The sequence below is a fragment of the Amycolatopsis bartoniae genome (assembly GCF_014191255.1).
Taxonomy (GTDB): Bacteria; Actinomycetota; Actinomycetes; order Mycobacteriales; family Pseudonocardiaceae; genus Amycolatopsis_E; species Amycolatopsis_E bartoniae.
Genome location: NZ_JACHWH010000010.1, coordinates 136,421 through 162,977 on the forward strand (window position 1 = coordinate 136,421; position 26,557 = coordinate 162,977).

Annotated in this window: 32 protein-coding genes; 11 read left to right on the top strand and 21 right to left on the bottom strand. The window is 72.8% G+C overall.

Features of this window, described 5'->3' with window-relative positions; genetic code table 11:
* The 7 genes from FHX82_RS31435 to FHX82_RS31465 all read right to left on the bottom strand — a co-directional run bounded on the left by FHX82_RS31435 (nucleotide 1) and on the right by FHX82_RS31465 (nucleotide 6,538).
* Nucleotides 1–1,101 (bottom strand): acyl-CoA dehydrogenase family protein, encoded by a 1,101-nt coding sequence (locus FHX82_RS31435; protein ID WP_145934520.1) that lies wholly within the window; start codon nucleotides 1,099–1,101, stop codon nucleotides 1–3.
* The gene (locus tag FHX82_RS31440) at nucleotides 1,098–2,279 is read right to left on the bottom strand and encodes an acyl-CoA dehydrogenase family protein (RefSeq protein ID WP_145934521.1); all 1,182 of its coding nucleotides are present in this window, start codon (nucleotides 2,277–2,279) and stop codon (nucleotides 1,098–1,100) included. Before FHX82_RS31440 ends, FHX82_RS31435 begins: the two co-directional genes overlap by 4 nt.
* On the bottom strand, nucleotides 2,276–3,493 hold the full coding sequence (locus FHX82_RS31445) for an acyl-CoA dehydrogenase family protein (RefSeq protein WP_145934522.1): 1,218 nt from the start codon (nucleotides 3,491–3,493) through the stop codon (nucleotides 2,276–2,278). The genes FHX82_RS31440 and FHX82_RS31445 overlap by 4 nt, the downstream gene beginning before the upstream one ends.
* Nucleotide 3,494: 1 nt before the next feature.
* Nucleotides 3,495–4,514, bottom strand: coding sequence for a phosphotransferase family protein (locus FHX82_RS31450; RefSeq protein ID WP_145934523.1), 1,020 nt, complete (start codon nucleotides 4,512–4,514; stop codon nucleotides 3,495–3,497).
* Nucleotides 4,515–4,585: 71 nt separating this feature from the next.
* The gene (locus tag FHX82_RS31455; RefSeq protein ID WP_145934524.1) at nucleotides 4,586–5,038 is read right to left on the bottom strand and encodes a MaoC family dehydratase; all 453 of its coding nucleotides are present in this window, start codon (nucleotides 5,036–5,038) and stop codon (nucleotides 4,586–4,588) included.
* Nucleotides 5,039–5,042: 4 nt separating this feature from the next.
* On the bottom strand, nucleotides 5,043–5,804 hold the full coding sequence (locus FHX82_RS31460) for a beta-ketoacyl-ACP reductase (protein WP_145934525.1): 762 nt from the start codon (nucleotides 5,802–5,804) through the stop codon (nucleotides 5,043–5,045).
* An 89-nt stretch (nucleotides 5,805–5,893) separates the two neighbouring features.
* On the bottom strand, nucleotides 5,894–6,538 hold the full coding sequence (locus FHX82_RS31465; protein WP_145934526.1) for a DUF998 domain-containing protein: 645 nt from the start codon (nucleotides 6,536–6,538) through the stop codon (nucleotides 5,894–5,896).
* A 54-nt stretch (nucleotides 6,539–6,592) separates the two neighbouring features.
* On the opposite strand from FHX82_RS31465, the gene FHX82_RS31470 reads away from it, so the two are divergent.
* Nucleotides 6,593–7,198, top strand: a complete 606-nt coding sequence (locus FHX82_RS31470) for a histone deacetylase (protein WP_229880294.1) — start codon at nucleotides 6,593–6,595, stop codon at nucleotides 7,196–7,198.
* 10 nt (nucleotides 7,199–7,208) lie between these two features.
* The gene (locus FHX82_RS31475) at nucleotides 7,209–8,186 is read left to right on the top strand and encodes an aldo/keto reductase (protein WP_145934528.1); all 978 of its coding nucleotides are present in this window, start codon (nucleotides 7,209–7,211) and stop codon (nucleotides 8,184–8,186) included.
* A 56-nt stretch (nucleotides 8,187–8,242) separates the two neighbouring features.
* Here FHX82_RS31475 and FHX82_RS31480 read toward each other — a convergent pair whose 3' ends face one another.
* Entirely contained in the window at nucleotides 8,243–8,692 is a 450-nt protein-coding gene (locus tag FHX82_RS31480) for a MarR family winged helix-turn-helix transcriptional regulator (RefSeq protein WP_145934529.1), read from the bottom strand.
* Nucleotides 8,693–8,746: 54 nt separating this feature from the next.
* Between FHX82_RS31480 and FHX82_RS31485 the strand changes: the two genes are divergently transcribed.
* Both FHX82_RS31485 and FHX82_RS31490 read left to right on the top strand, forming a co-directional pair.
* Nucleotides 8,747–9,139 carry a DUF5313 family protein gene (locus FHX82_RS31485; protein WP_373308549.1) on the top strand — a complete coding sequence of 131 codons (393 nt, stop codon included), beginning with the start codon at nucleotides 8,747–8,749 and terminating at the stop codon, nucleotides 9,137–9,139.
* Between the two features lie 5 nt (nucleotides 9,140–9,144).
* Nucleotides 9,145–9,717, top strand: a complete 573-nt coding sequence (locus FHX82_RS31490) for an alpha/beta fold hydrolase (protein ID WP_145934531.1) — start codon at nucleotides 9,145–9,147, stop codon at nucleotides 9,715–9,717.
* Here FHX82_RS31490 and FHX82_RS31495 read toward each other — a convergent pair.
* Both FHX82_RS31495 and FHX82_RS31500 read right to left on the bottom strand, forming a co-directional pair.
* Nucleotides 9,714–10,106, bottom strand: a complete 393-nt coding sequence (locus tag FHX82_RS31495) for a YkvA family protein (RefSeq protein ID WP_145934532.1) — start codon at nucleotides 10,104–10,106, stop codon at nucleotides 9,714–9,716. The genes FHX82_RS31490 and FHX82_RS31495 overlap by 4 nt on opposite strands.
* Before the next feature lie 99 nt (nucleotides 10,107–10,205).
* A complete protein-coding gene (locus FHX82_RS31500) occupies nucleotides 10,206–10,778 on the bottom strand; it encodes a hypothetical protein (RefSeq protein WP_145934533.1) in 573 nt (190 codons plus the stop codon).
* A 136-nt stretch (nucleotides 10,779–10,914) separates the two neighbouring features.
* Between FHX82_RS31500 and FHX82_RS31505 the strand changes: the two genes are divergently transcribed.
* Nucleotides 10,915–11,805, top strand: a complete 891-nt coding sequence (locus FHX82_RS31505; protein ID WP_145934534.1) for a universal stress protein — start codon at nucleotides 10,915–10,917, stop codon at nucleotides 11,803–11,805.
* A gap of 4 nt (nucleotides 11,806–11,809) precedes the next feature.
* On the opposite strand, the gene FHX82_RS31510 is transcribed toward FHX82_RS31505, so the two are convergent.
* Nucleotides 11,810–13,543 (bottom strand): sensor histidine kinase, encoded by a 1,734-nt coding sequence (locus FHX82_RS31510; RefSeq protein WP_183176941.1) that lies wholly within the window; start codon nucleotides 13,541–13,543, stop codon nucleotides 11,810–11,812.
* Between the two features lie 210 nt (nucleotides 13,544–13,753).
* On the opposite strand from FHX82_RS31510, the gene FHX82_RS31515 reads away from it, so the two are divergent.
* On the top strand, nucleotides 13,754–14,476 hold the full coding sequence (locus FHX82_RS31515) for a GAF and ANTAR domain-containing protein (RefSeq protein ID WP_145934535.1): 723 nt from the start codon (nucleotides 13,754–13,756) through the stop codon (nucleotides 14,474–14,476).
* Here the strand turns inward: FHX82_RS31515 and FHX82_RS31520 are convergent.
* Entirely contained in the window at nucleotides 14,470–14,874 is a 405-nt protein-coding gene (locus tag FHX82_RS31520) for a hypothetical protein (protein WP_145934536.1), read from the bottom strand. The genes FHX82_RS31515 and FHX82_RS31520 overlap by 7 nt on opposite strands.
* Before the next feature lie 126 nt (nucleotides 14,875–15,000).
* Nucleotides 15,001–15,423, bottom strand: coding sequence for a DUF6292 family protein (locus FHX82_RS31525; protein WP_145934537.1), 423 nt, complete (start codon nucleotides 15,421–15,423; stop codon nucleotides 15,001–15,003).
* 169 nt (nucleotides 15,424–15,592) lie between these two features.
* On the opposite strand from FHX82_RS31525, the gene FHX82_RS31530 reads away from it, so the two are divergent.
* The gene (locus FHX82_RS31530; protein ID WP_229880292.1) at nucleotides 15,593–16,816 is read left to right on the top strand and encodes an MFS transporter; all 1,224 of its coding nucleotides are present in this window, start codon (nucleotides 15,593–15,595) and stop codon (nucleotides 16,814–16,816) included.
* Nucleotides 16,817–16,819: 3 nt separating this feature from the next.
* Here the strand turns inward: FHX82_RS31530 and FHX82_RS31535 are convergent, their stop codons facing one another.
* The 4 genes from FHX82_RS31535 to FHX82_RS31550 form a co-directional block, all read right to left on the bottom strand.
* Complete coding sequence (locus FHX82_RS31535; RefSeq protein ID WP_145934538.1) at nucleotides 16,820–17,869, bottom strand: aldo/keto reductase; 1,050 nt, start codon at nucleotides 17,867–17,869, stop codon at nucleotides 16,820–16,822.
* 16 nt (nucleotides 17,870–17,885) lie between these two features.
* The gene (locus FHX82_RS31540; RefSeq protein WP_145934539.1) at nucleotides 17,886–18,104 is read right to left on the bottom strand and encodes a hypothetical protein; all 219 of its coding nucleotides are present in this window, start codon (nucleotides 18,102–18,104) and stop codon (nucleotides 17,886–17,888) included.
* Between the two features lie 109 nt (nucleotides 18,105–18,213).
* The gene (locus FHX82_RS31545; RefSeq protein WP_145934540.1) at nucleotides 18,214–19,341 is read right to left on the bottom strand and encodes a DUF6297 family protein; all 1,128 of its coding nucleotides are present in this window, start codon (nucleotides 19,339–19,341) and stop codon (nucleotides 18,214–18,216) included.
* 92 nt (nucleotides 19,342–19,433) lie between these two features.
* Entirely contained in the window at nucleotides 19,434–20,042 is a 609-nt protein-coding gene (locus FHX82_RS31550) for an ABC transporter ATP-binding protein (RefSeq protein WP_145934576.1), read from the bottom strand.
* Between the two features lie 67 nt (nucleotides 20,043–20,109).
* Between FHX82_RS31550 and FHX82_RS31555 the strand changes: the two genes are divergently transcribed.
* Entirely contained in the window at nucleotides 20,110–20,592 is a 483-nt protein-coding gene (locus FHX82_RS31555) for a hypothetical protein (protein ID WP_145934541.1), read from the top strand.
* A gap of 57 nt (nucleotides 20,593–20,649) precedes the next feature.
* Nucleotides 20,650–20,862: a hypothetical protein gene (locus tag FHX82_RS31560; protein WP_145934542.1), complete on the top strand. Its 213-nt coding sequence runs from the start codon at nucleotides 20,650–20,652 to the stop codon at nucleotides 20,860–20,862.
* 40 nt (nucleotides 20,863–20,902) lie between these two features.
* On the opposite strand, the gene FHX82_RS31565 is transcribed toward FHX82_RS31560, so the two are convergent.
* Complete coding sequence (locus FHX82_RS31565) at nucleotides 20,903–21,337, bottom strand: Hsp20/alpha crystallin family protein (RefSeq protein WP_145934543.1); 435 nt, start codon at nucleotides 21,335–21,337, stop codon at nucleotides 20,903–20,905.
* A 118-nt stretch (nucleotides 21,338–21,455) separates the two neighbouring features.
* The gene (locus FHX82_RS31570) at nucleotides 21,456–22,679 is read right to left on the bottom strand and encodes a threonine synthase (RefSeq protein WP_145934544.1); all 1,224 of its coding nucleotides are present in this window, start codon (nucleotides 22,677–22,679) and stop codon (nucleotides 21,456–21,458) included.
* Nucleotides 22,680–22,755: 76 nt separating this feature from the next.
* On the opposite strand from FHX82_RS31570, the gene FHX82_RS31575 reads away from it, so the two are divergent.
* Nucleotides 22,756–23,106 (top strand): nitroreductase/quinone reductase family protein, encoded by a 351-nt coding sequence (locus FHX82_RS31575; protein ID WP_145934545.1) that lies wholly within the window; start codon nucleotides 22,756–22,758, stop codon nucleotides 23,104–23,106.
* 4 nt (nucleotides 23,107–23,110) lie between these two features.
* On the opposite strand, the gene FHX82_RS31580 is transcribed toward FHX82_RS31575, so the two are convergent.
* Nucleotides 23,111–23,491 carry a MarR family winged helix-turn-helix transcriptional regulator gene (locus FHX82_RS31580; protein WP_145934546.1) on the bottom strand — a complete coding sequence of 127 codons (381 nt, stop codon included), beginning with the start codon at nucleotides 23,489–23,491 and terminating at the stop codon, nucleotides 23,111–23,113.
* 85 nt (nucleotides 23,492–23,576) lie between these two features.
* Here FHX82_RS31580 and FHX82_RS31585 point away from each other — a divergent pair, with 85 nt between their 5' ends.
* Nucleotides 23,577–25,031: an MFS transporter gene (locus FHX82_RS31585; protein WP_145934547.1), complete on the top strand. Its 1,455-nt coding sequence runs from the start codon at nucleotides 23,577–23,579 to the stop codon at nucleotides 25,029–25,031.
* Between the two features lie 6 nt (nucleotides 25,032–25,037).
* Here FHX82_RS31585 and FHX82_RS31590 read toward each other — a convergent pair whose 3' ends face one another.
* The gene (locus FHX82_RS31590; RefSeq protein WP_221216780.1) at nucleotides 25,038–26,507 is read right to left on the bottom strand and encodes a SulP family inorganic anion transporter; all 1,470 of its coding nucleotides are present in this window, start codon (nucleotides 26,505–26,507) and stop codon (nucleotides 25,038–25,040) included.
* Nucleotides 26,508–26,557: the final 50 nt, after the last annotated feature.

Below are 26,557 nucleotides of genomic sequence, written 5' to 3' on the forward strand. Positions count from 1 at the left end.
TCAGGCCGGCAGGTCCACCAGCGCGGCCAGCGCGGCGCGGTGCCGTCCCGGCGTGCCGAGCGCGAGCTCGTCGCTCTTGGCGCGCTTGAGGTACAGGTGCGCCGGGTGCTCCCACGTCATGCCGATGCCGCCGTGCAGCTGGATGGCTTCCTCGGCCGCGTGCACGGCGACCGCCGCACACGTCGACTGCGCCACCGCCACGGCGATCGGCACGTCCTCGCCGGTCGCCAGCGAGTCGGCGGCGTGCCGCGCCGCCGCGCGGGCGGTGACCAGCTCCAGGTACAGGTCGGCCAGGCGGTGCTTGAGCGCCTGGAACGAGCCGACCGGCCTGCCGAACTGGTAACGCTGCTTGACGTAGGCCACCGTCTCGTCGAGGCACCACTGCGCCACCCCGAGCTGCTCCGACGCGAGCAGCCCGGCGCCGGTCAGCAGCGCCCGCTCCAGCGCGGCCGCGGCCCGGTCCGGACCGGCCAGCAGCTGCCCGCGCACGCCGTCGAGCGTGACGTCCGCGAGCCGTCGCGTCAGGTCGAGCGACGTGGTCTCGGCGGCCAGCGCGCCTTGCACCGCATACAGTTCCGGGCCGTCCGGGCCCGTCGCCGGCACGATCAGCACGTCGGCCACGGACGCGTCCGCGACCAGGCCGATCCGTCCACTGAGGACACCGTCACGCGCCTGCACCGTCTCCGGGAACGGTGCGCCCGGCCACGTGGTCAGCGGCACCGCGAGCGCCCCGGTGCGTTCCCCGCCCGCGAGCGCGCGCAGCAGACCGGCCACAGTGGACTCACCGGTGTCGCAGGCGAGCAGCGCCGACGTGGCGAGCACCGCGCTGCCCAGGAACGGCACCGGCACCACCGCGCGGCCCAGCTCCTCCAGCACCACGGCCAGCTCGCGGGCCGACGCGCCCTGCCCGCCCAGCTCCTCGGGCACCGCGAGGCCCGCGGTGCCCAGCTCGGCGGTCAGCGTGCGCCACAGCTTCAGGTCGTAGGGCTCGGTGCTCTCGGTCCGCCGGAGCACGGACGCGGCGTCCGCGCGGTCGCCGAACAGGTCGCGGACGCTGGCCCGCAGGTCCTCCTCGACCTCGGAGTAGAGAAGATCGCTCACCGCGGCAGGTCCTTCCAGGCGACGTCCTTGTCGACGCGGGGTTCCGAAGGCAGGCCGAGCACGCGCTCGGCGATGATGTTGCGCAGCACCTCGGAGGTGCCACCCTCGATGGAGTTGCCCTTGGCCCGCAGGTAGCGGTAGCCGGGCTCGCGGCCGATCATGTCGACGCGCTCGGGGCGGCGCATCGTCCAGTCGTCGTAGCGCAGCCCGTCCTCACCGGCCAGCTCCACCTCCAGCCCCGTCAGGGCCTGCTGCAGCCGCGCGAACGCGAGCTTCATCGCCGAACCCTCCGGGCCGGGCGCGCCCACCGCGAGCTGCTGGCGCAGCCGCTGCCCGGCGAGCCGGGCGGCTTCGGAGTCCACCCACAGCCGCAGCAGCCGCTCGTGCAGGTCCGGCGTGCGCAGCTCGGGGTGCTCGCGCCACGTCTTGGCCACCATGCCGAGCAGGCCGCCCTCGCGCGGCATCGCGTTGCCGCCGATCGCGACGCGCTCGTTCATCAGGGTGGTCTGCGCGACCTTCCAGCCCTCGCCGACCGCGCCGAGCCGGTTGGCGTCGGGCAGCCGCACGTTCGACAGGAACACCTCGTTGAACTCGGCCTCGCCGGTGAGCTGCCGTAGCGGCCGCACGTCCACGCCCGGGTCGGTCATGTCGCAGATGAAGTACGTCATGCCCTGGTGCTTCGGCACGTCCGGGTCGGTGCGCGTGACGAGGATGGCGAAGCGGGCGATGTGCGCGACCGACGTCCACACCTTCTGCCCGTTGACCACCCAGTCGTCACCGTCGCGCACGGCACGCGTGCCGAGCGCGGCGAGGTCGGATCCGGCGCCCGGCTCGGAGAACAGCTGGCACCACACCTCCTCGCCGGTCCACAGTGGACGCAGGTAGCGCTGCTTCTGTTCCTCGGTGCCGAACCGCAGGATCGTCGGCGCCGCCATGCCCAGCCCGATGCCGATGCGGCGCGGGTTGTTGTCCGGCGCCCCGGCCTTCGCGAACTCGGTCTCCACCACGGTCTGCAGCTCGCGCGGCGCGTCGAGCCCGCCCAGGCCCTGGGGGTAGTGCACCCAGGCGAGCCCGGCGTCGAAGCGCGCCCGCAGGAACTCCAGCCGGTCGCTCGTCTTCGGGTCGTGCGCGGAAAGGAACTCCGCGACCCTGCTTCGCAGGTCTTCCGCGGTCGTCACTGGGCCTCCCGGTACTTCTTCAGCTCACGGTGCGCCAGCGAGCGCTTGTGCACCTCGTCGGGCCCGTCGGCGAAGCGCAGCGTGCGGATGCCCGCCCACATCTCCGCCAACGGGAAGTCCTGCGACAGCCCGCCCGCGCCGTGGGCCTGGATCGCCTTGTCCAGGATCCACTCGACGGTCTTGGGGGTCGCGATCTTGATCGACTGGATTTCGGTGTGCGCGCCGCGGTTGCCGATGGTGTCCATCAGCCAGGCGGTCTTGAGCACCAGCAGCCGCAACTGCTCGATCTTCACCCGCGATTCGGCGATCCAGTCCTGCACCACGCCCTGCTCGGCGATCGGCTTGCCGAATGTGCTGCGCGAGAGGGTGCGCCGGCACATCAGTTCGATCGCGCGCTCGGCGATGCCGATCGAGCGCATGCAGTGGTGGATCCGGCCCGGCCCCAGCCGTGCCTGCGCGATGGCGAACCCGGCGCCCTCCTCCACCAGCAGGTTCTCCGCCGGCACGCGGGCCTCGTCGAAGATCACCTCGGCGTGCCCGCCGTGGGAGCTGTCGTCGTAGCCGAAGACCTTCATGCCGCGCTTGACCGTCACCCCGGGGGTGTCGCGTGGCACCAGGATCTGGCTCTGCTGGCGGTGCGGCTCGGCGCCGGGGTCGGTCTTGCCCATCACGATGAAGATCGTGCAGTTCGGGTTCATCGCCCCGGTGATGTACCACTTGCGGCCGGTGATGACGTAGGAGTCGCCGTCACGGCGGATGCTGGTGGCGATGTTGCGCGCGTCGGAGGAGGCCACGTCGGGTTCGGTCATCGCGAACGCCGAGCGGATCTGCCCGTCCAGCAACGGCTGCAGCCACTGCTTGCGCTGGGCTTCGGTGCCGAACTGCGCCAGCACCTCCATGTTCCCGGTGTCCGGCGCCGCGCAGTTGAGCGCGATCGGCGCCAGGTGCGGGCTGCGCCCGGTGATCTCCGCCAGCGGCGCGTACTGCACGTTGCTCAGCCCCGCGCCGTGCTCCCCGGGCAGGAACAGGTTCCACAACCCACGCCGGCGGGCCTCGGCCTTCAGCTCCTCCACCACCGGCGGCGGTGACCACGGGTTCTCCCGCTCGGCCAGCTGCTCCTCGAACACCGGCTCGGCGGGGTAGATGTGGGAGTCCATGAAATCGAGCAGCCGCACACGCAGCTCCTCGGTCCGTGCGTCGAACGCGAAGTCCATGTCAGTCCTTCAGTGTTTCGTTGCCGAGCGCCACGAGCGGCCCGACGGCCTCGCCGATCTGGTCGAAACCGGCGCCGACGGTCTGGCCCTGGCTGAAGCGGTAGTAGATGCCTTCCAGAATCACCGCGAGCTTGAAGAACGCGAAGCCGACGTACCAGTTGAGCGCGGAGATGTCCCGGCCGGACCGGGAGGCGTAGCGGGCCACCACCTCGTCGGTGGTGGGATAGCCGGGGGCGGTGCTGACGTTGGAGACGATGCTGAGGTCGATCTTGCCGCGTTCGGCGTACGCGACCAGCAGGGCGAGGTCGGTGAGCGGGTCGCCGAGCGTGGACATCTCCCAGTCCAGCACCGCCGTGATCCGGTCCTCGCCGTTCACCAGCACGTTGTCCAGCCGGTAGTCGCCGTGCACGATGGCCGGCGCGCCCGACGCCGGCAGGTGCCGGGCCAGCCGCTCGTGCAGCCGGTCCACGCCCTCGATGTCCCGGCTGCGCGAGGCGTCGAGCTGCTTCTTCCACCGGCGCAGCTGCCGCTCCAGGAACCCTTCCGGGCGCCCGAAATCGGCCAGCCCCACGGCTTCCGGGTCCACCGCGTGCAGGTCGACGAGCGTGTCGACGAGCGCGTTCGCGATGCCGGCCGTCCGCTCCGGGCCGAGCACCTCCAGCTCGGCCGCGGAACGGTACGGGGTGCCGTCGACGAACGCCATGACGTAGAACGACGCGCCGAGGACACCGGTGTCCTGGCACAGCGTGACGGTGGCGGGCACCGGGACCGGCGTGCCGCGCAGCGCGCTGATCACCCGGTGCTCGCGCGCCATGTCGTGCGCGGTCGGCAGGACGTGACCCAGCGGCGGGCGGCGGACCACCCAGCGGGAGCGGCCATCGCTCACGAGGTAGGTCAGGTTGGACCGGCCGCCCTCCACGACCTGCCCGGTCAGCGGTCCCGCGACCAGGCCGGGCGCCTGCTCGTCGAGGTGCGCGCGCAACCGGGCGAGATCCAGGCCCGGTGGGTCTTGCTGGGTCACGGATGGCCTCCTTGCCTGAAAGTACCGACCAGTCGGTATGTCCTACGGTAGCGGCAGCGGGCCGCGGGGTTTCAGGCGAGCAGGCGCACGACGAACTCGGCCACGCACGCGGGCTTGGCCTCGCCGTCGATCTCCACCGTCCACCGGACCACGGCCTGCTTGCCGCCCGGCACGTCGGTCACCTCGGCGAGCTCCGCGCTGCCGCGCACCTTCGCGCCGACCCTCACCGGCTGCGGGAACCGCACCTTGTTCAGGCCGTAGTTGATGCCCATCTTCAGGCCGTCGACGCGGTAGGTCTCGGAGCCGAGGACCGGCAGCAGGGACAGCGTGAGGAACCCGTGTGCGATGGGGCCGCCGAAGGGACCCTGGTTCGCCTTCTCGACGTCGACGTGGATCCACTGGTGGTCACCCGTGGCGTCGGCGAACGTGTTGACCTGGTCCTGGGTGACGGTGTGCCACTCACTGGTGCCCAGCTGCTCGCCGACGGCGGCGGTGAACTCGTCCAGGCTGGAAAAGACACGCATGGCCTCAGTCCTTCGGTCCGCCGGCGACGTAGATGACCTGGCCGGAGACGAACCCGGCGCCCTCGCTGACCAGGAACGAGACCGTGTGCGCGATGTCGTCCGGCGTGCCCACGCGCTGCACCGGAATCTGCTGCGCCGCGCCCTTCTTGAAGTCCTCGAACGGAATGCCGAGGCGCTCGGCGGTGGCCGCGGTCATGTCCGTGGCGATGAAGCCCGGGGCGATCGCGTTGGCCGTGACGTTGAACTTGCCCAGCTCGATCGCGAGGGTCTTGGTGAAGCCCTGCATGCCCGCCTTCGCGGCCGAGTAGTTGACCTGGCCGCGGTTGCCGAGCGCGGACGTGCTGGACAGGTTCACGATCCGGCCCCACTTCTGGGCGGTCATGTGCTTCTGCACGGCGCGGGTCATGAGGAACGAGCCGCGCAGGTGCACGTTCAGCACCGAGTCCCAGTCCTCGTCGGTCATCTTGAAGATCAGGTTGTCGCGCGTGATGCCGGCGTTGTTCACCAGCACGGTCGGCGGCCCGAGCTCCTCGGCGACCTTCGCGACGGCCGCCTCGACCTGCTCGGTGTTGCTGACGTCGAGGCCGACCCCGACGGCGCGGCCACCGCCCGAGGCGAGGTCCTCGGCGCCGGACTTGACGGCCGAGGAGTCCAGGTCCAGCAGGCCCACGGCGAACCCGTCGGCCGACAGCCTCCTGGCGACGGCGGCGCCGATACCGCGGCCGGCGCCGGTGACGATCGCTACGCGGGAGTGGGATTCGGTCACGTGCTTCCTCCTCGACGGTGAGAGCTAAGCGAGCGCTTAGAAAGCTACCGGTCCGGGACCGTGGTGAACACCTCTGTAATCCAAGTCACTCACGGTGAGCGTAGTAGCGGGACGGCGAGTGTCGCGACCGCGAGCAGGTCGGTGAGCGCCATCAGCCGCTGCACGAGTCCGAGCGGCACGAACGTCCACCACGGGCCGCCACCCGACAGCATGACCACGACGCCGGTGAGGATCAACGCGAACCAGCCCAGCGAGGTGAGCGCGAGGACACGCGCGACCCACAGCCAGGGGGTGTCGTCACCGAAGACGCGGCCGGACGCCAGCAGCAGGCCGACGGGCAGGCACACGAACCCGACGACGCTCGCGACGCGGTGCACGGTGCCGCCCGCACTCGGCCCGACCGCCCAGTTCGTCTTGGGAAACGCGACGATCACCAGCAGGCTCACCGTCCACACCGCACCGGCCAGCAGCGCGCTCGCCGGCAGCGTCCGGCGCAGGGCGTGCACGGCGAACAGCACGGCCGAGCCGAGCGCGACGAGCACCAGCGCGAGGTTGAAGATCCACTTGTTGGTGCTCAGGCCGTACTCGCTGATCGTGCGGCGCAGCGGGCTGATCTCGTTGGTGGGCGGCAGGAACTGCAGCAGCAGCACGAGCAGCGCCCCGGCGGCGATCGCGACGACGCCACCCACGCCGAGCAGGCCCGGAGCGCGGGCGGGGGAGACGGGGAAGCTCATGATCCGATGGTACGGACGGCGCGTCGGCGGGCCGTGTGCTCCAGAATCGGGACCGTGCTCGTCTGGTACGTCAGCTACGGCTCGAACATGAACGCCGCGCGGTTCGGCTGTTACCTCTCCGGCGGGATGCCGGACGGCGGCCGGCTCGCGTTTCCGGGCTGCCGCAACCCGGAATGGCCGCTCCGCTCGCTCGGCTGCGAGCTGCCCGGTGGCATCTACTTCGCCACGGAATCCCTGACGTGGGGCGGCGGCCGGGCGTTCTACGACCCGGCGCTGCCCGGCACCGCGGCGGCGCGGGCGTACCTGATCACGGCGGGGCAGTTCTCCGACGTCGTGGCGCAGGAGATGTACCGGGAGCCGGGGGCGGACCTGGACCTGACCGCGGCGCTGGCGACGGGCCGCGCGACTCTGGGGCCCGGCCGCTACGAGACCCTGGTGTGCGCGGGCGAGCTGGACGGGCATCCGCTGCTGACGTTCACCGCGCCGTGGGAGTGGACCGACGTCGAGCTGCTCGCCCCGTCGGCGCCGTACCTGCGGATGCTGGCGAGCGGGCTGTGCGAGGCGCACGGCTGGGACCGCGCGCGGGCGGCGGCGTACCTCGCGGCGCGGCCGGGTGCGGCGGGGACCTGGACGGCGGAGGGCATTCTGGCGGTCGTCTAGGCTTTCCCTTATGGAGCAGCGGGTACTGGGGCGGACCGGCCGGAGCGTGTCGGTGATCGGGCTGGGCACGTGGCAGCTCGGCGCGGACTGGGGAGACGTCAGCACCGAGGACGCGCACGCGGTGCTGGACGCTGCGGTCGAGGCCGGGGTGACGTTCTTCGACACCGCCGACGTGTACGGCGACGGGCGCAGCGAGCAGGTGATCGGGGAGTACCTGCGGGAGAACCCCGGCATCTTCGTGGCCACGAAGATGGGCCGCCGCGCGAGCCTGGATCCCGCGAACTACACGGTGGACAACTTCCGCGCGTGGACCGACCGGTCGCGGGCGAACCTCGGCGTCGACACCCTGGACCTCGTGCAGCTGCACTGCCCGCCGACGGCGGTGTACTCGTCGGACGAGGTGTTCGACGCGCTGGACACCCTGGTGGCGGAGAAGCGGATCGCGGCGTACGGCGTGAGCGTCGAGACGTGCGACGAGGCGCTGACGGCGATCGCCCGGCCGGGCACGGCGAGCGTGCAGATCATCCTCAACCCGTTCCGGCTCAAGCCGCTGGAGCGCGTGTTGCCCGCGGCGGCCGATGCCGGGGTCGGGATCATCGCGCGGGTGCCGCTGGCGTCGGGCCTGCTGTCGGGGCGGTACACGAAGGACACGGTCTTCGCGGCGAACGACCACCGCACGTTCAACCGCCACGGCGAGGCGTTCGACCAGGGCGAGACGTTCTCGGGGGTGGACTTCGCGACGGGTGTGGAGGCGGCGGCGGAGTTCGCGTCGCTGGCGCCGGAGGGGGCGACCCCCGCGCAGACGGCGCTGCGGTGGATCGTCCAGCAACCCGGCGTCACGTCGGTCATCCCCGGAGCCCGCTCACCGGAACAGGCGAGGGCGAACGCCTCGGCGGCGGCACTGGCCCCGCTGCCCGGCGAAACCCTGGACGCGGTGCGGTCCCTGTACGACCGGCGGATCCGGGCACAGGTCCACGACCGCTGGTAAGGGGCGCGGTGGCGGCCGCGTCCCGCGCCGCTGGCGGCGGGCGGAGGTAACGGGCGTCAGGAGCGGTCGGTCGCCGCGATCACGCGGGCCAGTGCGGTGTGCAGCTGCTCCAGCTCGGCGACGTCCATGCCGAGCTCCTCGACCACCCGGTACGGGATCTTCTCCGCCTCCTTGCGGAACTCCCGGCCGGCGTCGGTCAGCTCCACCACCAGCGCCCGCTCGTCGGCGCGGTTGCGTTCGCGCGTGACGTACCCCAGCGCCTCCAGCCGCTTCAGCAGCGGGGACAGCGTGGCCGGCTCGGCGCGCAGCGTCTCGCACAGGTCCTTCACCGTGCGCGGCGCCCTGTCCCACAACGCGAGCAGCACCAGGTACTGCGGGTGCGTCAGCCCGAACGGCTTCAGCAGCGGGCGGTAGATCGCGATCACGCTGCGGGAGGCCACCGACAGCGCGAAGCACACCTGCCGGTCCAGCGCCAGGGGGTCCTCGCCGAGGTCGATCGTCGCCATCGTCACTTCCGCTCAATTGATTAGCACGCTAAGAGTTAGTCTACTATCGGCAGCGTGAGACAACGACCGAACCCCGTGCAGTGGCTCTGGTACGCGCTCGGCGGCCGGCTGCCCGAGCGGTGCCGCGAATGGGTCCTGCACGACACCACCTCCCGCACCTGGGTGCTGCGGCACGCGGCGCGCTCGACGGTTCTGGTCGGGCCCCTGATGCTGGTGTGGCTGCTGCTCCCGGCGCCGATCGGGCTGCGGCTCGCGCTCGTGCTGATGGCCGCGCTGGTGGGCTACTTCTACTCGTTCGTGTACATGGAGGAAGCCGCCGAGAACCGCCTCGCCAAGCACGGCTACCCCCGCGGCACCGGCAAGCGGGTCCGCAAGGAGGCCACCGCCGAGGAGGACGAGGCCGCGCGCCAGCGGTACATCGCCCGGTACCGCACGCCGCTGGAGTGACGCCGGTGGACGACACCGAGCCGGTCCGGGCGGAGGACGGGTGTCGCTTGTGGACGGACGACACCGGTCACGGGAAACCGCTGATCCTCTGTCACGGCGGCCCGGGTCTGTGGGACATGTTCGGTGCTGTCGCAACGGTTCTGTCCGCCCGGATGCGGGTGATCCGCTGGGACCAGCGGGGTTGCGGGCGCTCGGAGCGCCGCGAGGCCGAGGACAGGGAACTCGCGGTGTTGCAGTGGTCCGCGGACTTCGCCGACCCGGCCACGGCGCGCGGCTACGCGGAACAGCTGGCCGACCCGTGGTTCGGGATCAACTACGAGTGCAATGCGGCGATCACCGCGGAAGAACGACAGGTGTGGCGGGAAACCGAGCTGGTCACCGCTTGCCGGGGGCTCGCGGTTCCGACGCTGATCGTGGACGGCGCCCAGGACATCCGGCCGCGCTGGGCGGTGGACTCGTTGCAGGAGGCGCTGCCGTCGGCGACGCGGGTGGTGCTGCCTCACGCGGGTCACGTCCCGTGGCTGGAAGCGCCGGACGAGTTCCGTACGGCGGTGGTGAATTTCCTCTGCCCGGCCTAGGTCTCCGCGCCGAGTAGCCGTTCCAGCAGCCTCGGGTCGCCGGGCCAGGCCGCGAGCAGCACGTCGCGGGGCACGCGGCGCCCGGCGTAGCGGAGGGCGAGCGCGACCACGACGATGTCGTCGAGCGGGCCGATCACCGGGAGGAACTCGGGGATCAGGTCGATCGGGGAGAGCACCCACAGCGCGGCGAACCCGATAACGGCCTTCGCCCGCCGGGGCACGCGGGGATCGCGGCGCAACCGCCGCGCGGCGACCACGCAGTCGGGCAGGAACCGCGCCAGCTCCCGCGGCAGACCGGGTGGCAGGGTGCGGGCGAGCAGGAGCAGCACGGCCCACGACGCGACCACCACGGCCACGGTGACCAGAACGGCCTGAAGCCAGCCGGGCATCCTTCCAGCGTAGTCAGCCCGGGCAGCCACTCAGGCAGGTGACCGCCCAGCCGCTCGCCAGTAACCCACTGGCCACTCGGGAGGCAGTCGCTCAGCCGGTCAGCCCCGGCACCGGGAGCGCCGGGCTACCCCGCTCGTCGCTTCGGCGTGCACGGCGTGCAGGATCTGCCGCGCGACGAGGCGGGCCGCGGGTTTGACGCGGTGCCAGTACACCTCCGCCCAGCGGCGGGCCACCGCGTCCCGCACGGTGAGCCGCGTCTCGAAGGTCAGCAGGCTTTGATCCCGGTCGCACGGCAGCACGCGGAACGCGAGCGCGACCGTTCCGCTGCGGGGCCTGGCGTACGTGCGGAACCCGTCGCGCGTGACGTCGTCCCACCTTGGCGTCGGGGTCCAGAACCGGCCGGCGGCGCCGAGCACCAGCTCCCTTCCCGGGCGTTCGCCCAGCAGCACCCAGCGGGCGCCGAGCAGGATCTCCTCGAACGCGGGGACGTCCTCATACGGCCGCAGCCGGACCGGCAGGCCGCGCGCCCACGTCAGCGCCCGCAGCGCGGGCGAGCGCAGGTCACCTCCGCGCACCTGGCCCGCCACCGCGTAGGTGGCGGCGGGCGGAGCCGTCACCAGCAGGTGCTCCGCGAACCCGAAGTCGCCGTCCGGGGCGTAGTGGTCGAGCAAGTCGCCCTCCCTCGATGGTCGTCCGGACTCCCCGACCGTAGAACGGTTCCACGCGGCGCGGGTGCGGTGTTTGGTCCCGCGGAACGGGGACCAAGGACATCTATCCCGCGTCCCGGCGGCGCGGGAGGGTGAGGGCATGGCGGACACAACGGCACGGCGGGCGGTCCTGGCGGGCGTCGACGGCTCGGTCTCCGCGCTGCACGCGACCCGGTGGGCCGCGCGCGAGGCCGGGCAGCGGCACGCGCCGTTGCACCTGCTGCACGCCTGCGCCCTGCCGCCGCTGGGCCCGCACGCCGACACGGGCACCGAGGCGGGCCTGCTGGAGGCACTGGTCGAGCAGGGACACCGCTGGCTGCGGCAGGCGAAGGCCGAGGCGCGCGACACCGGCGGCGAGGTGAAGCTGCGCACCGAACTGCGCGTCGGGCCTGCCGCGGCGGAGCTGGTCGAGGAGTCGGCGTACGCGCTGGTGGTCGTGCTCGGTTCGCGCGGTCTCGGCGGGTTCCGCGGCATGCTGGCCGGTTCCGTGTCCTCCGGCGTCTGCGCACACGCCCACGGGCCGGTCGTTGTCGTGCGCGGGCGGCTGCCCGGCAAACCCCCGCCCGAGGACGGCCCGGTGGTCGTCGGCGTCGACGGGTCCGAGGCCGGCGACACCGCGGTCGCGTTCGCCTTCGAGGAGGCCGCGCACCGGCGGGTGCCGCTGGTCGCCGTGCACACGTGGGTGGACCTGTCGGTGGCCGAGACCTGGTCGGCGCTGCCGTTCGACATCGACTGGGGCGCGGTGGCCGACGACGAGCGGCGGCTGCTGGCCGAGCGGATGGCCGGGTGGCGGGAGAAGTACCCCGACGTGCCGGTGCGCCAGGAGGTCGTGCGGGACCGGCCGGTGCGCGGGCTGCTGGCGTGCGCGGAGGAGGCGCAGCTGATCGTCGTCGGCTCCCGCGGCCGGCACGTGCCGCGCGGCATGGGGCTGGGCTCGACCAGCCAGGCCCTGCTGCACCACAGCGGCTGCCCGGTCGCCGTGGTCCGCTGACCGGTCAGGACACCGGGGCGCTCCACACGAGCTTCGTGCCCCCGGTGTCGAGACCGCCGGCGTGGAAGGTCCCGCCCGCCTGCGCGGCCCGCGTGGCGAGGTTGTGCAGACCACTGCGCGCGACGGTCGCGGGCAGGCCGGCGCCGTCGTCGGTGACGTCGATGACGAGGTCGTCGGCGACGGAGATCGTGACCGTGACGGTCTGCGCGCGGGCGTGCCGGACGACGTTGCTCACGGCTTCGCGCACCACCGCCTCGGCGTGTTCGGCGAGCGGCGCCGAGACGACGCCGAGTGGACCGGAGACCCGCACCGTGGACCGCAGCGGCGACTCCGCGGTCAGCTCGGCGATGATCTCGTGCAGCCGCCGCCGCAGCTGGGTGGTGCCGTGCATCCCGCCGTGCAGGTCGAAGATCGCGGTGCGGATCTCGGCGACGATGTTCTGCACGTCGTCGACCGCCTCCGACAGGCGCTGCTGGATGTCGGGGGAGCGGGTGCGCAGGCGGGTGCTCTGCAGCGCGAGGCCGTGCGCGAACAGCCGCTGGATGACGTGGTCGTGCAGGTCGCGGGCGATGCGGTCGCGGTCGGCGAGCACTTCGAGCTCGTAGAGGCGGCGCTGGTCATCGGCCAGCTGGAGGGCGAGCGCGGCCTGGTCGGCGAAAGACGCGGCCAGGGGCAGCTGGTCCTCGGCGAACGGTTCGGCCCCTGTCCGACGCAGTGCCACGAGGACGCCGGAGACGGTGTCGGCGGACGCGCGCAGCGGGAGCACGAGCGCGGGCCCGAACTCCTCGTCGAGGTCGCGGTCCAGTGCGTAGCGCAGCCGCGGGGTCCGGACCGGGGCCGCGGCGCGGAACGCCTCGCCGCAGCTGGAGCCGTCGACGGGGATCGGACGGCCGCGCAGCCCGTCGGAGTCCAGGCCCACGCTGACGGTGATCACCAGGTTGGCCACCTCGTCGGCGGGCAGCTCCGGGTCCTCCGGCCGCGCGACGAACGTGTAGTCGGCGCCGGTCAGCTTCAGCGTCCGGTCCGCGATGAGGTCGAGCACGTCCACGGGCAGCGCGCGGGAGAGCAGCTCCGCGCGGATCTCGCTGGTGGCCTCCTGCCACCGCTGGCGCAGCCGCGCCTCCTCGTACAGCCGGGCGTTCTCGACCGCGATGCCGGCGGCCGCCGCGAGCGCCTGCACGACGACCTCGTCGTCCTCGGTGAACGGCTGGCCGCCGGCCTTCTCGGTGAGGTAGAGGTTGCCGAACACCTTGTCTCGCACCGGGACCGGCACGCCGAGGAACGACCGCATGGGCGGGTGCCGGGCCGGGAAGCCGGACGACGCGGGGTGCTGCGACAGGTCGGCGATCCGGATCGGCTTGGGCTGCTCGATCAGCAGGCCGAGCAGCCCGTGGCCCTCGGGGAGGTGGCCGATCTGGGCGCGCGTCTCCTCGTCGATGCCCTCGTAGACGAACTCGGCAAGCCCGACGCCGTCGGCGTTGAGGACCCCCAGCGCGCCGTAGCGGCAGTCCACCAGCTCGATCGCGGCGTGCACGATCCGGCGCAGCGTCGCGTCCAGCTCCAGCCCGCTGGCGACGGCCAGCATGGCCTCAAGGAGCCCGGCCATCTGGTCGCGCGCCCCGACCAGCTGCTCGACGCGGTCCTGGACCTCGACGAGCAGCTCCCGCAGCCGCAGCTGGGAGAGTGTGCCCCGCAGCGAGGGGCCTGCCTCGCCGGACAAGGGCACCTCGACAGCCATACCGCCCAGCTTCGCACCACGCCGCGGGAAAGACCAGGGGAAACGCCCCGCGTGCCCCACGCGGCGCGGCACCGAAAGAGGCTTTCTTCCCTATCGGCGTTCCGCCAATTGCGGCAGGATGGACGCCCGGTCCGAGATCGAGGGGGGCGGCCGCCCGCGACCGCGCCGCCGCGGCCGGGCGAGACCCGTTCCGGAAGGGATGAGCGGGAAGTGGATCGCGACCGGGCGATGCGGGTCTGGGCCGCCGTGGCGCGCTGCGCGCGGGAACGGGACGAGCACGTGTCCTCGCGGCACGCGTGCCTCGCCTGTGTGAAAGCGCTTTCACTGCGCGGCGCGGGACTGGTGCTGGCCGGCGGGGTCGGCAAGCTGGAGCCCGTCTACGCCACGGGGGCCGAGGCCGGTGGCGTCACCGACCTGCAGCTCACCCTCGGCGAAGGCCCTGGCGTGGACGCGGCCGAGTCCGGCGCGCCCGTGGTGGTCGGGGACCTCGGCGCGGACGGCAGCGTCCGCCGCTGGCCGTCCTTCGCCCCGCAGGCGGCGCGGCACGGCGTGCGCGCGATGTACAGCGTGCCGCTGGCGCTGGGCGCGCTACGGCTGGGAGTGCTCGACCTGCACCGCGGGGAGCCGGGCGAACCCGACACCGACGAGCTGCTCGACGCCGTGGTGTACGCCGACACGGCGTTGATGCTGGTGCTCGACGACCTGGGTGACCTGCCCGTGACGTCCGGGGGCGACGAGTTCCTCGACGCGTACCCGGCGCTGTGGCGGGCGGAGGTCCACCAGGCCGCCGGGATGGTCTCGGTCCAGCTGGGCGTGCCGGTGCTGGAGGCGCTGGTGCGCCTGCGGGCGCACGCCTACCGCCGGGGCAGGCCGCTCGCCGAGGTCGCGCGTGCCGTGGTGGAGCGGCGGCTGCGCCTGCCGGGCGCTCACTGACGTGGTTCGGACCTTTCGGGCACCGGCGTCAGCTCGCCCGTCAACCGCGCGATCACGACGCGGACACCGACGGCGAAATCGACCGTACCGCCCGAAATCCGCGGCAGCGGGTCGGGCCGGTCCGCCGCCACCAGCGGCCGGGCCAGGCCGAGCCCGGTGACGGTCCAGCCCGCGAGCGCGGGCAGGCCCCGGTGGGTCACGGTGACGGTGACCGTGCGGCCGGCCGCGGCGCGCACGAGCGCCCGGTCGCCGGGCACCAGGAAGTCGCCGTTGTCGAGCACGAAACACCGCAGCGTCACCGGTTCCCGCCCGTCGACCGACAGGAGCGCGGGCCGGTAGCGCTCGGGCGAGCGGACCAGCTTGACGCACTCGTCGTGCGACAGCGCTCTGGTGGCCACACCACTCCTCGCCGGGCCGAGGTCCACAGTGGACGGCGGAATGGGCGCCGTCCCCCATGACGGAACTTAGCGCCTCGGCGCCGGGGCGCGCTATGCCCTCCCGGGAAGCGGACGGGGGTGGGGCTGCTACACGTCCTCCGTCACGTACGGGCCGAGGTCGGCGGCCAGCTCGGCGGAGGTGCGCGTCAGCACGAGGGTGCGCGGCGGGAGCTGCTCGCCCGCCCGCAGGCGCGTCAGGAACCGGGCCACGGCACGGGGTTCGGCGACCACCGAGCCGCCGAGGTGTGCGAGCGTGAGGTCCTCGCCCGACGGCGTCTCCAGCACAGCCGACCAGCCGCGGTCCTCGTGCCACAGCAGCGCGACGTCGCAGTCGAGGTGACCGGGCAGCCGGGTGTCGAGCGCGATGTAGGCGCTCAGCGGGGTGCCGGTGTCGACCGAGCACGACTCCCAGCCGGTGCCGACGGCGGTGCTGACGGCACGGACGTAGGCGCGCAGCCCGCAGTCGAGGGCGAAGTCGAGGTCGAGGTGGGGATCGGAAGCGAGGGTCACGGGCGGCAGCTTCTTTCGCGACGAGCCGGCGCCGTCCTCCTGGGACGCGGCCGGCGATGCGGCCAAACGATCAAGGACTTCCCGGCCCGGGTGAGGCGCAAACGTGCCCTCTGTCACGTGCGGGAAAACCGGCGGACAACGCGGGCGCGGCGCGGCAGACTGGCCCCTCGTGATCGGGAACGGGAAGGACGGCTGGCGGCGCCTGCAGGCGGTGGCGATCTCGGCGTCGACAGCGGAGGGGCTCACGCTCGCGGTCCTGCCGCTGCTCGCGGTGTCGATCACGACGGACCCGCGGGAGGTGTCGTGGGTCAACGTGGCCGGGCAGTCGCCGTGGCTGCTGTTCTCGCTCTTCGCCGGGGTGCTCATCGACCGCGTGCGCCGCACCACCGTGCTCGCGTGGGCGTTCGGCATCGAGGTCGTGGCCACCCTGGCACTGGGCACCACCGGGTCGGCGCACCTGCTGAGCCTGCCGCTGCTGATGGTGGTGGCCTTCGTGCTCACCTCCGCGCAGGTGCTCGGCGACGGGGCGAGCGGGGCGCTCGTGCCCGAGGTCGTGCCGCCGGACCGGCTCACCGCGGCCAACACGCGCCTCCAGTTGATCGACCGGGGTGTGGTGCAGTTCGTCGTGCCGCCGGTGACGGGGTGGCTCGTCGCCGTCGGCGCCGGACTGCCCGCGTGGGTGGCGTGCGTGGCCGCCGCGCTCGCGCTGCTGCTCGTCCGCGGAATCCCCTCGGCGCCGGTCGTGCCGTCGCAGGCGCATCCACTGCGCGACCTGCGCGAAGGGCTGCGTTACCTCGTGCGGACCCCGCTGCTGCGGTCGATCACGGTCACCGTCGCGCTCGGCTCGTTCGCGGCGAGCGCGGACAACTCGATGCTCGTGCTGTACGCGACGCAGGTGCTGCACCTCGGGCCGGTCGGCTACGGCGCGCTGCTCGCCTGCCTGGCGGCGGGCTGGATCCTGTCGTCGTTCGTGGTGCACCGGATCGTCGCGCGGTTCGGCTACTCGTGGTCGATGCGGGTCAGCCAGACCCTGGCGGCGGTGACCAGCCTGCTGATCGCGGTCGTGCCGCCGTGGCCGGTGGTGGTGGGTGCCGTGCTGCTGTTCACGACCGCGGTGGTGCTGGTGTGGAACGTGTGCTCGCAGTCGAGCCGCCAGCGGTTCACCCCGCGTGCCCTGCTGGGGCGCGTGCTGACGAGCCACCGCGCGCTCGCGTGGGGGCTCACGCCGCTCGGCGCGCTGGCCGGCGGGCTCGTCGCCGCGCACTGGAGCCTGCGGGGCGTGTGGTTCCTGGGCGCGGTGATCCACGGCATCGGCGCGGTGATCGTGTGGCGCTCACTCTCGCCCGCCGCGTTCCGCGAAGCCGAGGCCGCGGAGGCGGCGGGCGCGTCGTGAGTCCTACAGGTGCGGGCCCAGCAGGGACAGGTCGGCCGGGCCCAGCCGGTCCGACGCCGTCCGGGCCTGGTGCCAGTACGGGTACAGCAGCGGCGGGGCGCTGACCGCGTCCAGCCGCTTGCGATCCTCTTCGGACAGTCGCAGCCCGGCGGCGCCGAGGTTGTCCGCGAGCTGCTCCTCGGTGCGGGCACCGACCACGAGGGAGGTCACGCCGGGCCTGCCGAGCAGGTAGGCGAGCGCGACCTGCGCCGGGGACACCTCGTGCGCCCCGGCGATCGACACCAGCTCCTCGATGGTGTCGTAGAGCTTGTCCTCGTCCCGCACCGGCGGCTCGTTCCAGTCGGTCAGGTGCCGCGAACCCTCCGGCGCCTCCTGGCCGCGCCGGTACTTGCCCGACAGCAGGCCACCGGCCAGCGGGCTCCACACGAGGATGCCCAGCCCCTGGTCCAGCGAGATCGGCACCAGCTCGTACTCCGCCTCGCGCGCCTGCAGCGAGTAGTAGACCTGCTGGCTGACGAACCGGGGGAACCCGTGCTTCTCGGCCGTGGCGAGCGCCTTCATCAGGTGCCAGCCGGAGTAGTTCGACGCCCCCACGTAGCGCACCTTGCCCGCGCGCACGAGGTCGTCGAGCGCGGAAAGCGTTTCCTCCAGCGGCGTGAGGCCGTCCCACTCGTGCAGCTGGTACAGGTCGATGTGGTCGGTGCCGAGCCGGCGCAGGCTCGCCTCGCACTCGCGCACGAGGTGATGGCGCGACAGCCCCGCGTCGTTCGGCCCGTCACCCATCGGCATCCGCGCCTTGGTGGCGATCAGCGTGCGGTCCCAGCGCCCGGCCAGCACCTGCCCGACGATCTCCTCCGACACCCCGCCCGAGTACACGTTCGCCGTGTCGACGAGGTTGACCCCGGCGTCCAGGCAGCGGTCCACCTGCCGCCGCGCGTCCTCGACGCCGGTGGTGCCGACCTTGCTGAAGTTGCCGCGCCCGCCGAAGGTCATCGTGCCCATGGTGAGCACGGAGACCTTCAGCCCGGAACGGCCCAGTTGGCGATACTCCATGATCCGACAGTAGCCGTCAGCGACCCCGGAGGCGGGGCACGGCCAGGCCGACCACGGCGAGCACGATCAGTGCGACGGCCGCGACGGCGGCGATGATCGTGAACACGGGGACGCGGGCGTCCTGCGTGCTCAGCTGCCAGATGTCGGAGGCGAGCAGCAGCACGCCCACGAGCAGGAAGAGCAGGCAGCTGTTACGGGTGGCCGGGACGAAGCGGAACCGGGTCCTCTCGCTCATTCCATCTCCCTCGATCGGTGTAAAACGGAGTTACCCGGCCGGGTGACGGAGGAAACGGACACATGTCCGTAAGGGCACGCCGCGTGCCCGGTGTTCTCCCGGACGGGCGTCAGGTGCGCAACACGGCCGCCGCCGAGAGACCGAGCGACAGGGGCACGGCGAGCGCGATCCCGGAGACCAGCAGCAGGACCAGGCACACCACCAGCAGGTCGGGCCCGTGCCCGACCTGCCACAGCAGCCCCGCCGGCACGAGGATGCCCGCCACCGCCGTGGTCCCGAGGTTCCCGTAGTCCACTCCTGCCCTGGTGGCGGTGCGGACCACCGCCGCCGCGGCCACCACCAGCGCCGTCACGCCGGCCGCCGACACCGAAACGCCGAGCGCGACGGCCAGCCCCTCCCAGAGCGCGAGGAAGAGCACGAGCACGGCGGCGGCCGTGGCCCGCACCTCCCGGTCGCCGCGGCCGATCCACCGGCGCAGCCCGGGGGAGCGGGTCAGCTCCGCGAGCGCCGACGCGAAGGGCAGCGCCGCGCAGTAGCCGCCGAGGCCCAGCCACCAGGCGGGATCCACCGCTGGGAACAGGGCGTGGGCGAGCGCGACGGCCGCTGCGAGCAGCCCCGCCGTAGGCAGCGACCGGCGCCGGGACAGGATCACCGCGAGGGCGAACCGCGCCACGACCGCGTGCCCGGCGAGCGCACCCGGCCAGCGCACGGGCTGCCCCGCGGGCAGCAGGGCGAGGACGTCGAGGAACGTCAGCGCGGTCCGGCGCACGAGCCGTTCCCGGTAGCGGCGCACGAGCTCGGCCCGTCCCGACCGGACGGCGGGCGCGGCGGCCGCGAGCGTCCCCGCGGCGACGGTCGCGAAGGCCGTGATTTCCAGCACGGGCCATGAGAACCCGAGCAGTGTCCCGGTGGCCAGCACGACGTACGCGGCCGCCCCGAACCGCCCCAGCCAGGCGAGGAGCAGGCGGCGGCGCAGCAGCGCGGGGCGGGAGCCGTCGAAGTCCGCCCACGTCAGTTGCGCCGGGTCTGCCCACGCAAAACCCTTGTGCAGCACCGACCGCGTGGCCAGGAGCAGGCCCAGCCCCAGGACGGCGAGGCCGCCCCACGACGGCGCCGGATGCGTCCCGAGCAGCTGCGCGCGCAGCTCGGCGGTGTGGGACAACGGGATGCTCAGGAACCCCGCGACGAGCGCCCCGCCGAGCACCCAGGCGGCGAGGTCCCCGGAGGAGCGCTTCACGACAGCTCCAGGGCTGGGCTGGGGGTGCCTGTCGGCGGCCGGTGGCTCGCCACCGCGGAGGCGCCTCCGGGCAGGGGCGCCGCACGGCGGCTTCACGACAACTCCAACACGGCACTGGCCACCCCGTCGGCCAAGGGCTGGTGGTGACTGGCAACCACGACGGACGCCCCTTCGGTGAGGCTGCCGCGGATCAGTTCCGTCACCCACCGGCGTCCGGCGGCGTCCAGGGCTTGCTCCGGCTCGTCGAGCAGCAGCACCTCGTGCGGGCGGGCCACGGCCGCGAGCAGCAGCAGCCGCCGGCGCTGGCCCGCGGACAGCTGCCCCGCGGGCACGTCCGCGCGGTGGTCCAGACCTGCCCACGCCAGCAGCTCGACCGGATCGGCCATCCGCCCCGGGAAGGACCGCACGAGCAGGTCCAGGTGCTGGCGCGCGGTCAGCTCGGCGAACAGCGCGGAGTCGTCCAGCAGCACCGAAACGCGGCGGCGGAAGGCCACCGACCGTTCGTCCGGGGGCGCGCCGCCGATCGCGACCTGCCCGTCGTCCGGTGGCCGGATCCCATAGAGACAGTGCAGCAACGTCGACTTGCCGGACCCGTTCGTGCCGCGCAGCACGAGACACCCGCCCTGACCGACCGCGAAATCCAGCCCGCGGAACAACCATCCGCCTCCGGCCGCGACACCGAGGCCGTCCGCCACAATCATCACGCCGCGTTCAACTCCGCCCACGCGCACCGGGTTCCCCGCCGCGCGAAGGGGTAGCCCGGGGACCATGTTGAGGAGCGCGGTGTGGCAGGGCCTGGTCGCCGGAGCGGCGGGCACGGCCGTGATGACGGTGGCGGAGAAGATCGAGCAGCGGTTCACCGGCCGCCCGGACTCGCAGGTGCCCGGGGCGGTGCTCGCGCGGCTGACCGGCGGCCGGCTGCGGACCACGCTGCTCATGCACTTCGGGCAGGGCGCCCTCGTGGGCGGGGTCCGCGCGCTGATGGCGAACGCCGGGCTGCGCGGTCCGGTCGCGTCGGCGATGTTCACCGTGGTCCGGCTCAGCACCGACCAGATCCTGGAGAACGCCACCGGTGTCGGTGCGCCACCGCAGACGTGGCCGCGCTCGGAGCTGCTCGTCGACCTGCTGCACAAGACGGTCTACGGCTTCGCGACCGGTGCGGTGGCGGACGCGCTCGCGGCCCGCCGCGGTCCCGGCCCCGGGCAGCGGCACGCGGCGGAGCGACCGGGCAGGCGGTCCGGAAGGGAATAGCCAGCACTTCCGCCGCGCTCTACCCGGTACCCGGAGGTGCTGAGTGGGAGGTGCGGGATGTCGGGAGGCGGCCGGCGGAAGACGCTGGCGACCAGGTGCGGACGGCGGATCACGGTCAGCCGGGCCGAGCTGCCCGAGGTGCCCACCGGCTGGGTGGCGGTGCGGATCTCCTCCGGCCGCGACGACGGGCACGTGGAGTGGGTGAGCCTGTCCCGCGCGGAGGCCGCCGCGCTCGGGGAAGCGTTGCTGGAGCAGGCCCGCCCCCTCTGAGGCCGTCCGCTGTGGACAGTCTCAGAGGGGGCGCCGAGGTTCAGGCGTCGATCTGCTTCGGCTCGTCCGAGCGGCTCTCGATCGAGATCCGGCGCGGCTTGGCCTGCTCCGCGACCGGGATGCGCAGGGTCAGCACACCGGCCTCGTAGCTGGCGGCGATGTGCTCGGTGTCGAGGGAGTCGCCGAGGAACAGCTGGCGGGAGAACACCCCCAGCGGGCGCTCGGAGACCTGCATCTCGACATCGCCCTCGTGCGCCGGACGGCGCTCCGCCTTGACGGTCAGCACGTTGCGCTCGACGTCCAGCTCGATGGCGTCGGGGGTCAGGCCGGGCAGGTCGAAGGACACCACGAACTCGTCACCGGCGCGGTAGGCGTCCATCGGCATCGAGGTCGGGCGCGACCAGGTGCCGGGGGCGCCGAACACCTGGGAGGCGAGCCGGTCCAGTTCGCGGAACGGGTCGGTGCGCATCAACATTTTCTGTCCCTCCTCGTCGTTCTCTCTGTCAACGCGCACCACCAGTATAAGAAGTCGTCGTTGTGATGACAAGTGAAATGTCGTCCTCAGGATGACGATCTTCGGCTTGTATAACGACCTATACGGCGGGCTTCGGAATCGCCTCGTCCTTGGCGAGCAGGGGAGCGTCGACCTCGACGGTCTCCGGATACTTGATGCCCGCGCCGGTGTTGAGCACCACCACCTCGTCCGCCTCGCCGAGCCGGCCCGACTCCCGCAACCGGTCCACGGCGGCGAAACAGGCGGCGCCCTCGGGACAGACGAAAGCGCCGTCGAGCTCGGCGAGCCGGCGCTGCGCGGCCAGCAGCTCGTCGTCGGTGACCGCGATCGCCGTGCCTTCGGTGGTGTAGACCGCGTCCAGCACGAGGAAGTCGCCCAGCGCCTTGGGCACGGTGATGCCGAACGCGACCGTCCGGGCGTCGGGGAACGGCTCGCTCTCCCGCGCGCCGCGCTCGAACGCCTCGACGATCGGGGCGCAGCCGGCGGCCTGCACCGCGACGAGCCGGGGCAGTTTCCCGTCCAGCCAGCCCAGCTCCTGCAGCTCCCGGATCGCCTTGAAGATGCCGATGATCCCGACGCCGCCGCCGGTGGGGTACAGGATCACGTCGGGCACGCGCCAGCCGAGCTGCTCGGCGATCTCGTACCCCATCGTCTTCTTGCCCTCGATGCGGTAGGGCTCCTTGAGCGTGGACACCTCCTGGTAGCCGTCCCGCCCGGCGACCGCGGCGGCGACGAGCTTGCCCGCGTCGCCGATGAGACCGTCCACGCGGTACAGCTCCGCGCCGCTGGCCTGGCACTCCTTCATCGTGATCACCGGGGCGTCGGCGGGCATCGCGATGAGGTTCTTGAGTCCGGCGCGCGCCGCGTACAGCGCCCAGGCCGCGCCCGCGTTCCCGTTGGTGGGCATGGCGATTCCCCGCACCCCCAGCTCGGCCGCCCGTGACACGCCCACCGCGGCGCCGCGGGCCTTGAACGAACCGGTCGGGACCAGGCCCTCGTCCTTCATCAGCAGCCGGGGCACTCCGGCGCGCCTGCCGTAGCCCGGCATCGGCAGCAGCGGGGTCATGCCTTCGCCGAGGGTCACGACGTGCCCTGGGGAGCGGACCGGCAGGACCTCGTGGTAGCGCCAGAGGTTCGGCTCACGCGCCGCGATGTCCCGCGGCGTCACGGTTTCCCGCACGCGGTCGAGGTCGTACCGCGCCAGCAGCGGCGCCCCGGCGGGGGAGGTGCCCTGGACGACGTCGGCGTCGAGCCGCTCGCCGGTCCGCGAGCAGTCGAGGTGGCTGAGGAATGAGAAGGTCATGACCCGATCTTCCTCACTTCGGAACACCACGGCCCGCTCGTCCGCTGTCCGGACGGTAACCGGCGAAGGAGGACACATGCGGCACAGGGGAATACCGGCACGGCGAGCGGTCCGGGGGTTCAACACCGCCATCCTGGCGTTGCGCTCGTCGCGGTGCTGGGGTGCGCGGATCCGGCGGCACCTCACCGTCGTGACGTACACCGGGCGGCGCTCGGGACGGGTCTTCAGCACTCCCGTGGGGTTCCGCCGCAGCGGCGACACCGTCACGATCGGCGTGCGCCTGCCCGGCGCGAAGTCGTGGTGGCGCAACTTCACCGGCGACGGGGGGCCGCTCACGCTCGAACTGGACGGTGCCGACCGGATGGGCCACGCCGTGGCCCGGCGGGACGCGAAGGGCCGGGTCTCCGTCGTCGTGCGGCTGACCTGACGACTCAGGCGCGCGCCAGCACCTCGGCCAGGACCTCGCGGTGCGTGGGCTTGGCCTCGTCGTAGCGGCGGCGACCGGCGGCGGTGAGGTTGACGAACACGCCGCGCCGGTCGTCCTCGCACAGCGACCGCTCCACCAGGCCCTCGCGCTCCATGCGGGCGACCAGGCGGGAGGTCGCGCTCTGGCTGAGGTGCACCACCTCGGTCAGTTCGGTGCCGCGGCATTTCCGGTCGGCCGTGGCGAGCTGTTCGAGCGCCTCGAACTCGGTGACGCCGATGCCGTGCCGCTCCTGCAGCCGGGCCTCCAGCGCGCCGGACACGGCCGCGTGGAGCGCCTGCAGGTCGTGCCACTGCCGCACCAGGCCCCGTTCGGCTACGTCGCTCACGATCGCACCTTAGCATGCACGTGAATCTTATGCAAACACATTAAATCCCCTTGCATTAGATGCGTGTGCATGTAGTCTCGTCCGCATGAGACCGACAGCTCCTCTGTCCACCTCCTCCACCCACTGGGACGCCCGCCTCTGGGGCGTCCTGCTGACCGTGTCCACCGTCGTCGGCCTCGACGCGCTCGACGTGTCGATGGTCGGCGTCGCGCTGCCCGCCATCCGGGCCGACCTGGGCCTGTCGACGAGCGCGCTGCAATGGGTCGTCAGCGGCTACGTCCTCGGCTACGGCGGGCTGCTCCTGCTCGGCGGCCGGGCGGCCGACCTGCTGGGCCGCCGCCGCGTGTTCCTCGTCGCGGTCACCGTCTTCGCCTTCGCGTCCCTGCTCGGTGGCCTCGTCGACAGCGGCGCGCTGCTCATCGCCACCCGGTTCGTCAAGGGCCTCGCGGCGGCGTTCACCGCGCCCGCGGCGCTGTCGATCATCACCACGACGTTCCACGAGGGCCCCGCCCGCAACCGGGCGATCAGCATCTTCGCCGTGTTCGGCGCGAGCGGGTACTCCGCGGGACTGGTGTTCTCCGGCCTGCTGACCGAGGTCGGCTGGCGGTGGACCTTCCTGCTCCCGGTGCCGGTCGCGCTCGCCGCGCTCGCGTTCGGCAGCAGGCTCATCCCGGCCTACCGGGCCGAGCGCACGGGCGGCGGCTACGACCTGCCCGGGGCGATCACCGGTGCCGCCGGCTCACTGCTGCTGGTGTTCGCGGTGGTCGAAGCGCCCGAGGTCGGCTGGGCGGCTCCGCGCACGCTGGTGTCGTTCGTGGTCGCCGCGGCCCTGCTGGCAGCGTTCGTCCTGATCGAGAGGCGCAGCCGGAACCCGTTGCTGCGCCTGGGCATCCTGCGCTCGGGGCCGTTGGCGCGGGCGAACCTCGGCGGCGCGCTGTTCTTCGGCGCGTACATCGGGTTCCAGTTCGTGGTGATGCTGTACCTGCAGTCCGTGCTGGGCTGGTCGGCGCTGCAGACCGCGCTCGGATTCCTGCCCGCGGCGCTGATCGTCGCGTTCGCGTCGCCGCGGATCGAGCCGCTGATCGACCGCGTCGGCACGCCGCGCACGATCCTCGCCGGGGTGGTCGCGCACGTCGCGGGCTACGCGCTGTTCCTGCGCGTCGACGAGCACTCCGGCTACGCGGGGTCGGTGCTGCCCAGCATGATCCTGCTCGGCATCGGCTTCACGCTGGCGTTCTCGTCGCTCAACATCCAGGCCACGACGGGGATCGGCGACGACGAGCAGGGGCTCGCCGGTGGCCTGCTCAACACCTCGCTGCAGGTCGGCGGCGCGATCGGGCTCGCGGTGGTGACGGCCGTGCTCACGGCGAACGGCGGCGCGGACGCGTCGGCGGCGAGCCTGCTCACCGGGCTGCGCCCGGCGCTGAGCGTGGTCACCGGGATCGCGGTGCTCGGCCTGCTGGTGGCGATCTCCGGGGTGGTCCGCCGCCGGCGGGCGGCAGCGCCCGTGCCCGCGGTCGCCGTGGACGAACTCGTCTAGACCGGGTCAGTGGCTCCCGCTCAGCTCACCGGTGAGGCGCTCGTGCATCGCGGCACTGGCGGAGTTGAGCCCGGTGATCCGCACGGACTTGCCGCGCGCGGCGTACTTCTCGCCGATCGTGTCGAGCGCGGCGACCGTGGACGCGTCCCACACGTGCGATCCGGACAGGTCGATGACGACACTGTCCGGATCTCCCGCGTAGTCGAACCGGGACACCAGGTCGTTGCTGGAGGCGAAGAACAGCTGCCCGCTCACCGAGTACACGACCTCGGTGCCGTCCGTGACCGACGTGACCCGCGCCAGGTGCGCCACGCGCCGGGCGAAGATCACCATCGCGAGGACGGTGCCGGCGACGACCCCGATCGCGAGGTTGCCGGTCGCGACCACCACCGCCACCGTGACGACCATGACCGTGATCTCCCCGGCGGGCATCCGCTTCAGCGTCGCCGGGGCCACCGAATGCCAGTCGAACGTGCCGAACGCGACCAGCACCATCACCGCGACCAGCGCGGCCATCGGGATCCGCGCCACGACCGGCCCGAAGACCAGGCACAGGATGAGCAGGAACGCCCCGGCGAGGAACGTGGACAGCCGGGTGCGCGCGCCCGCCACCCGCACGTTGATCATCGTCTGCCCGATCATGGCGCAGCCGCCCATTCCGCCGAACAGGCCCGTGACGACGTTCGCCACGCCTTGGCCGATCGACTCGCGCGTCTTGTTCGAGCGGGTGTCGGTGATGTCGTCGACCAGCTTGGCCGTCATCAGCGACTCCATGAGGCCCACCAGTGCGAAGGCGACCGCGTACGGGCCGATGGTGGTGAGCGTGCCGACGGTGAACGGCACGTCCGGCAGCCCGGGCACCGGCAGTGACGACGGCAGCGCACCCTTGTCGCCGACGGTCGGCACCGCGATGCCGGCGCCGATCGTGACGGCGGTCAGCGCGACGATGGACACCAGTGGCGCGGGCACGGCCTTCGTCAGCCTCGGCAGCAGCACCATCAGCACCAGCCCCGCGGCGAACAGCGGGTACACCGGCCACGGCACGCCGACCAGGTTGGGCACCTGCGCCAGGAAGATCAGGATCGCCAGCGCGTTGACGAAGCCGACCATCACGCTGCGCGGCACGAACCGCATCAGCTTCGCCACGCCGAGCGCCCCGAGCACGATCTGCACGAGACCGCCGAGGAGCACCGTCGCGACCAGGTAGCCGAACCCGTGCTCGCGGGAGAGCGGGGCGACCACGAGCGCGATGGCGCCGGTCGCGGCCGAGATCATCGCCGGGCGCCCGCCCACGATCGCGATGACCACCGCCATCGTGAACGAGGCGAACAGGCCCACGGCGGGGCTGACGCCGGCGATGACCGAGAACGAGATCGCCTCGGGGATCAGGGCCAGCGCGACGACGAGTCCGGCGAGGACCTCGGTGCGCGCGACGCGGGGCGAGAGCCACGAGGGCCGGGTGAAGGGCAGTGACAAGGGAAGACCTATCCGGGAAGCGCGGGGACTGCGGGCGGCGCGTGCGGACA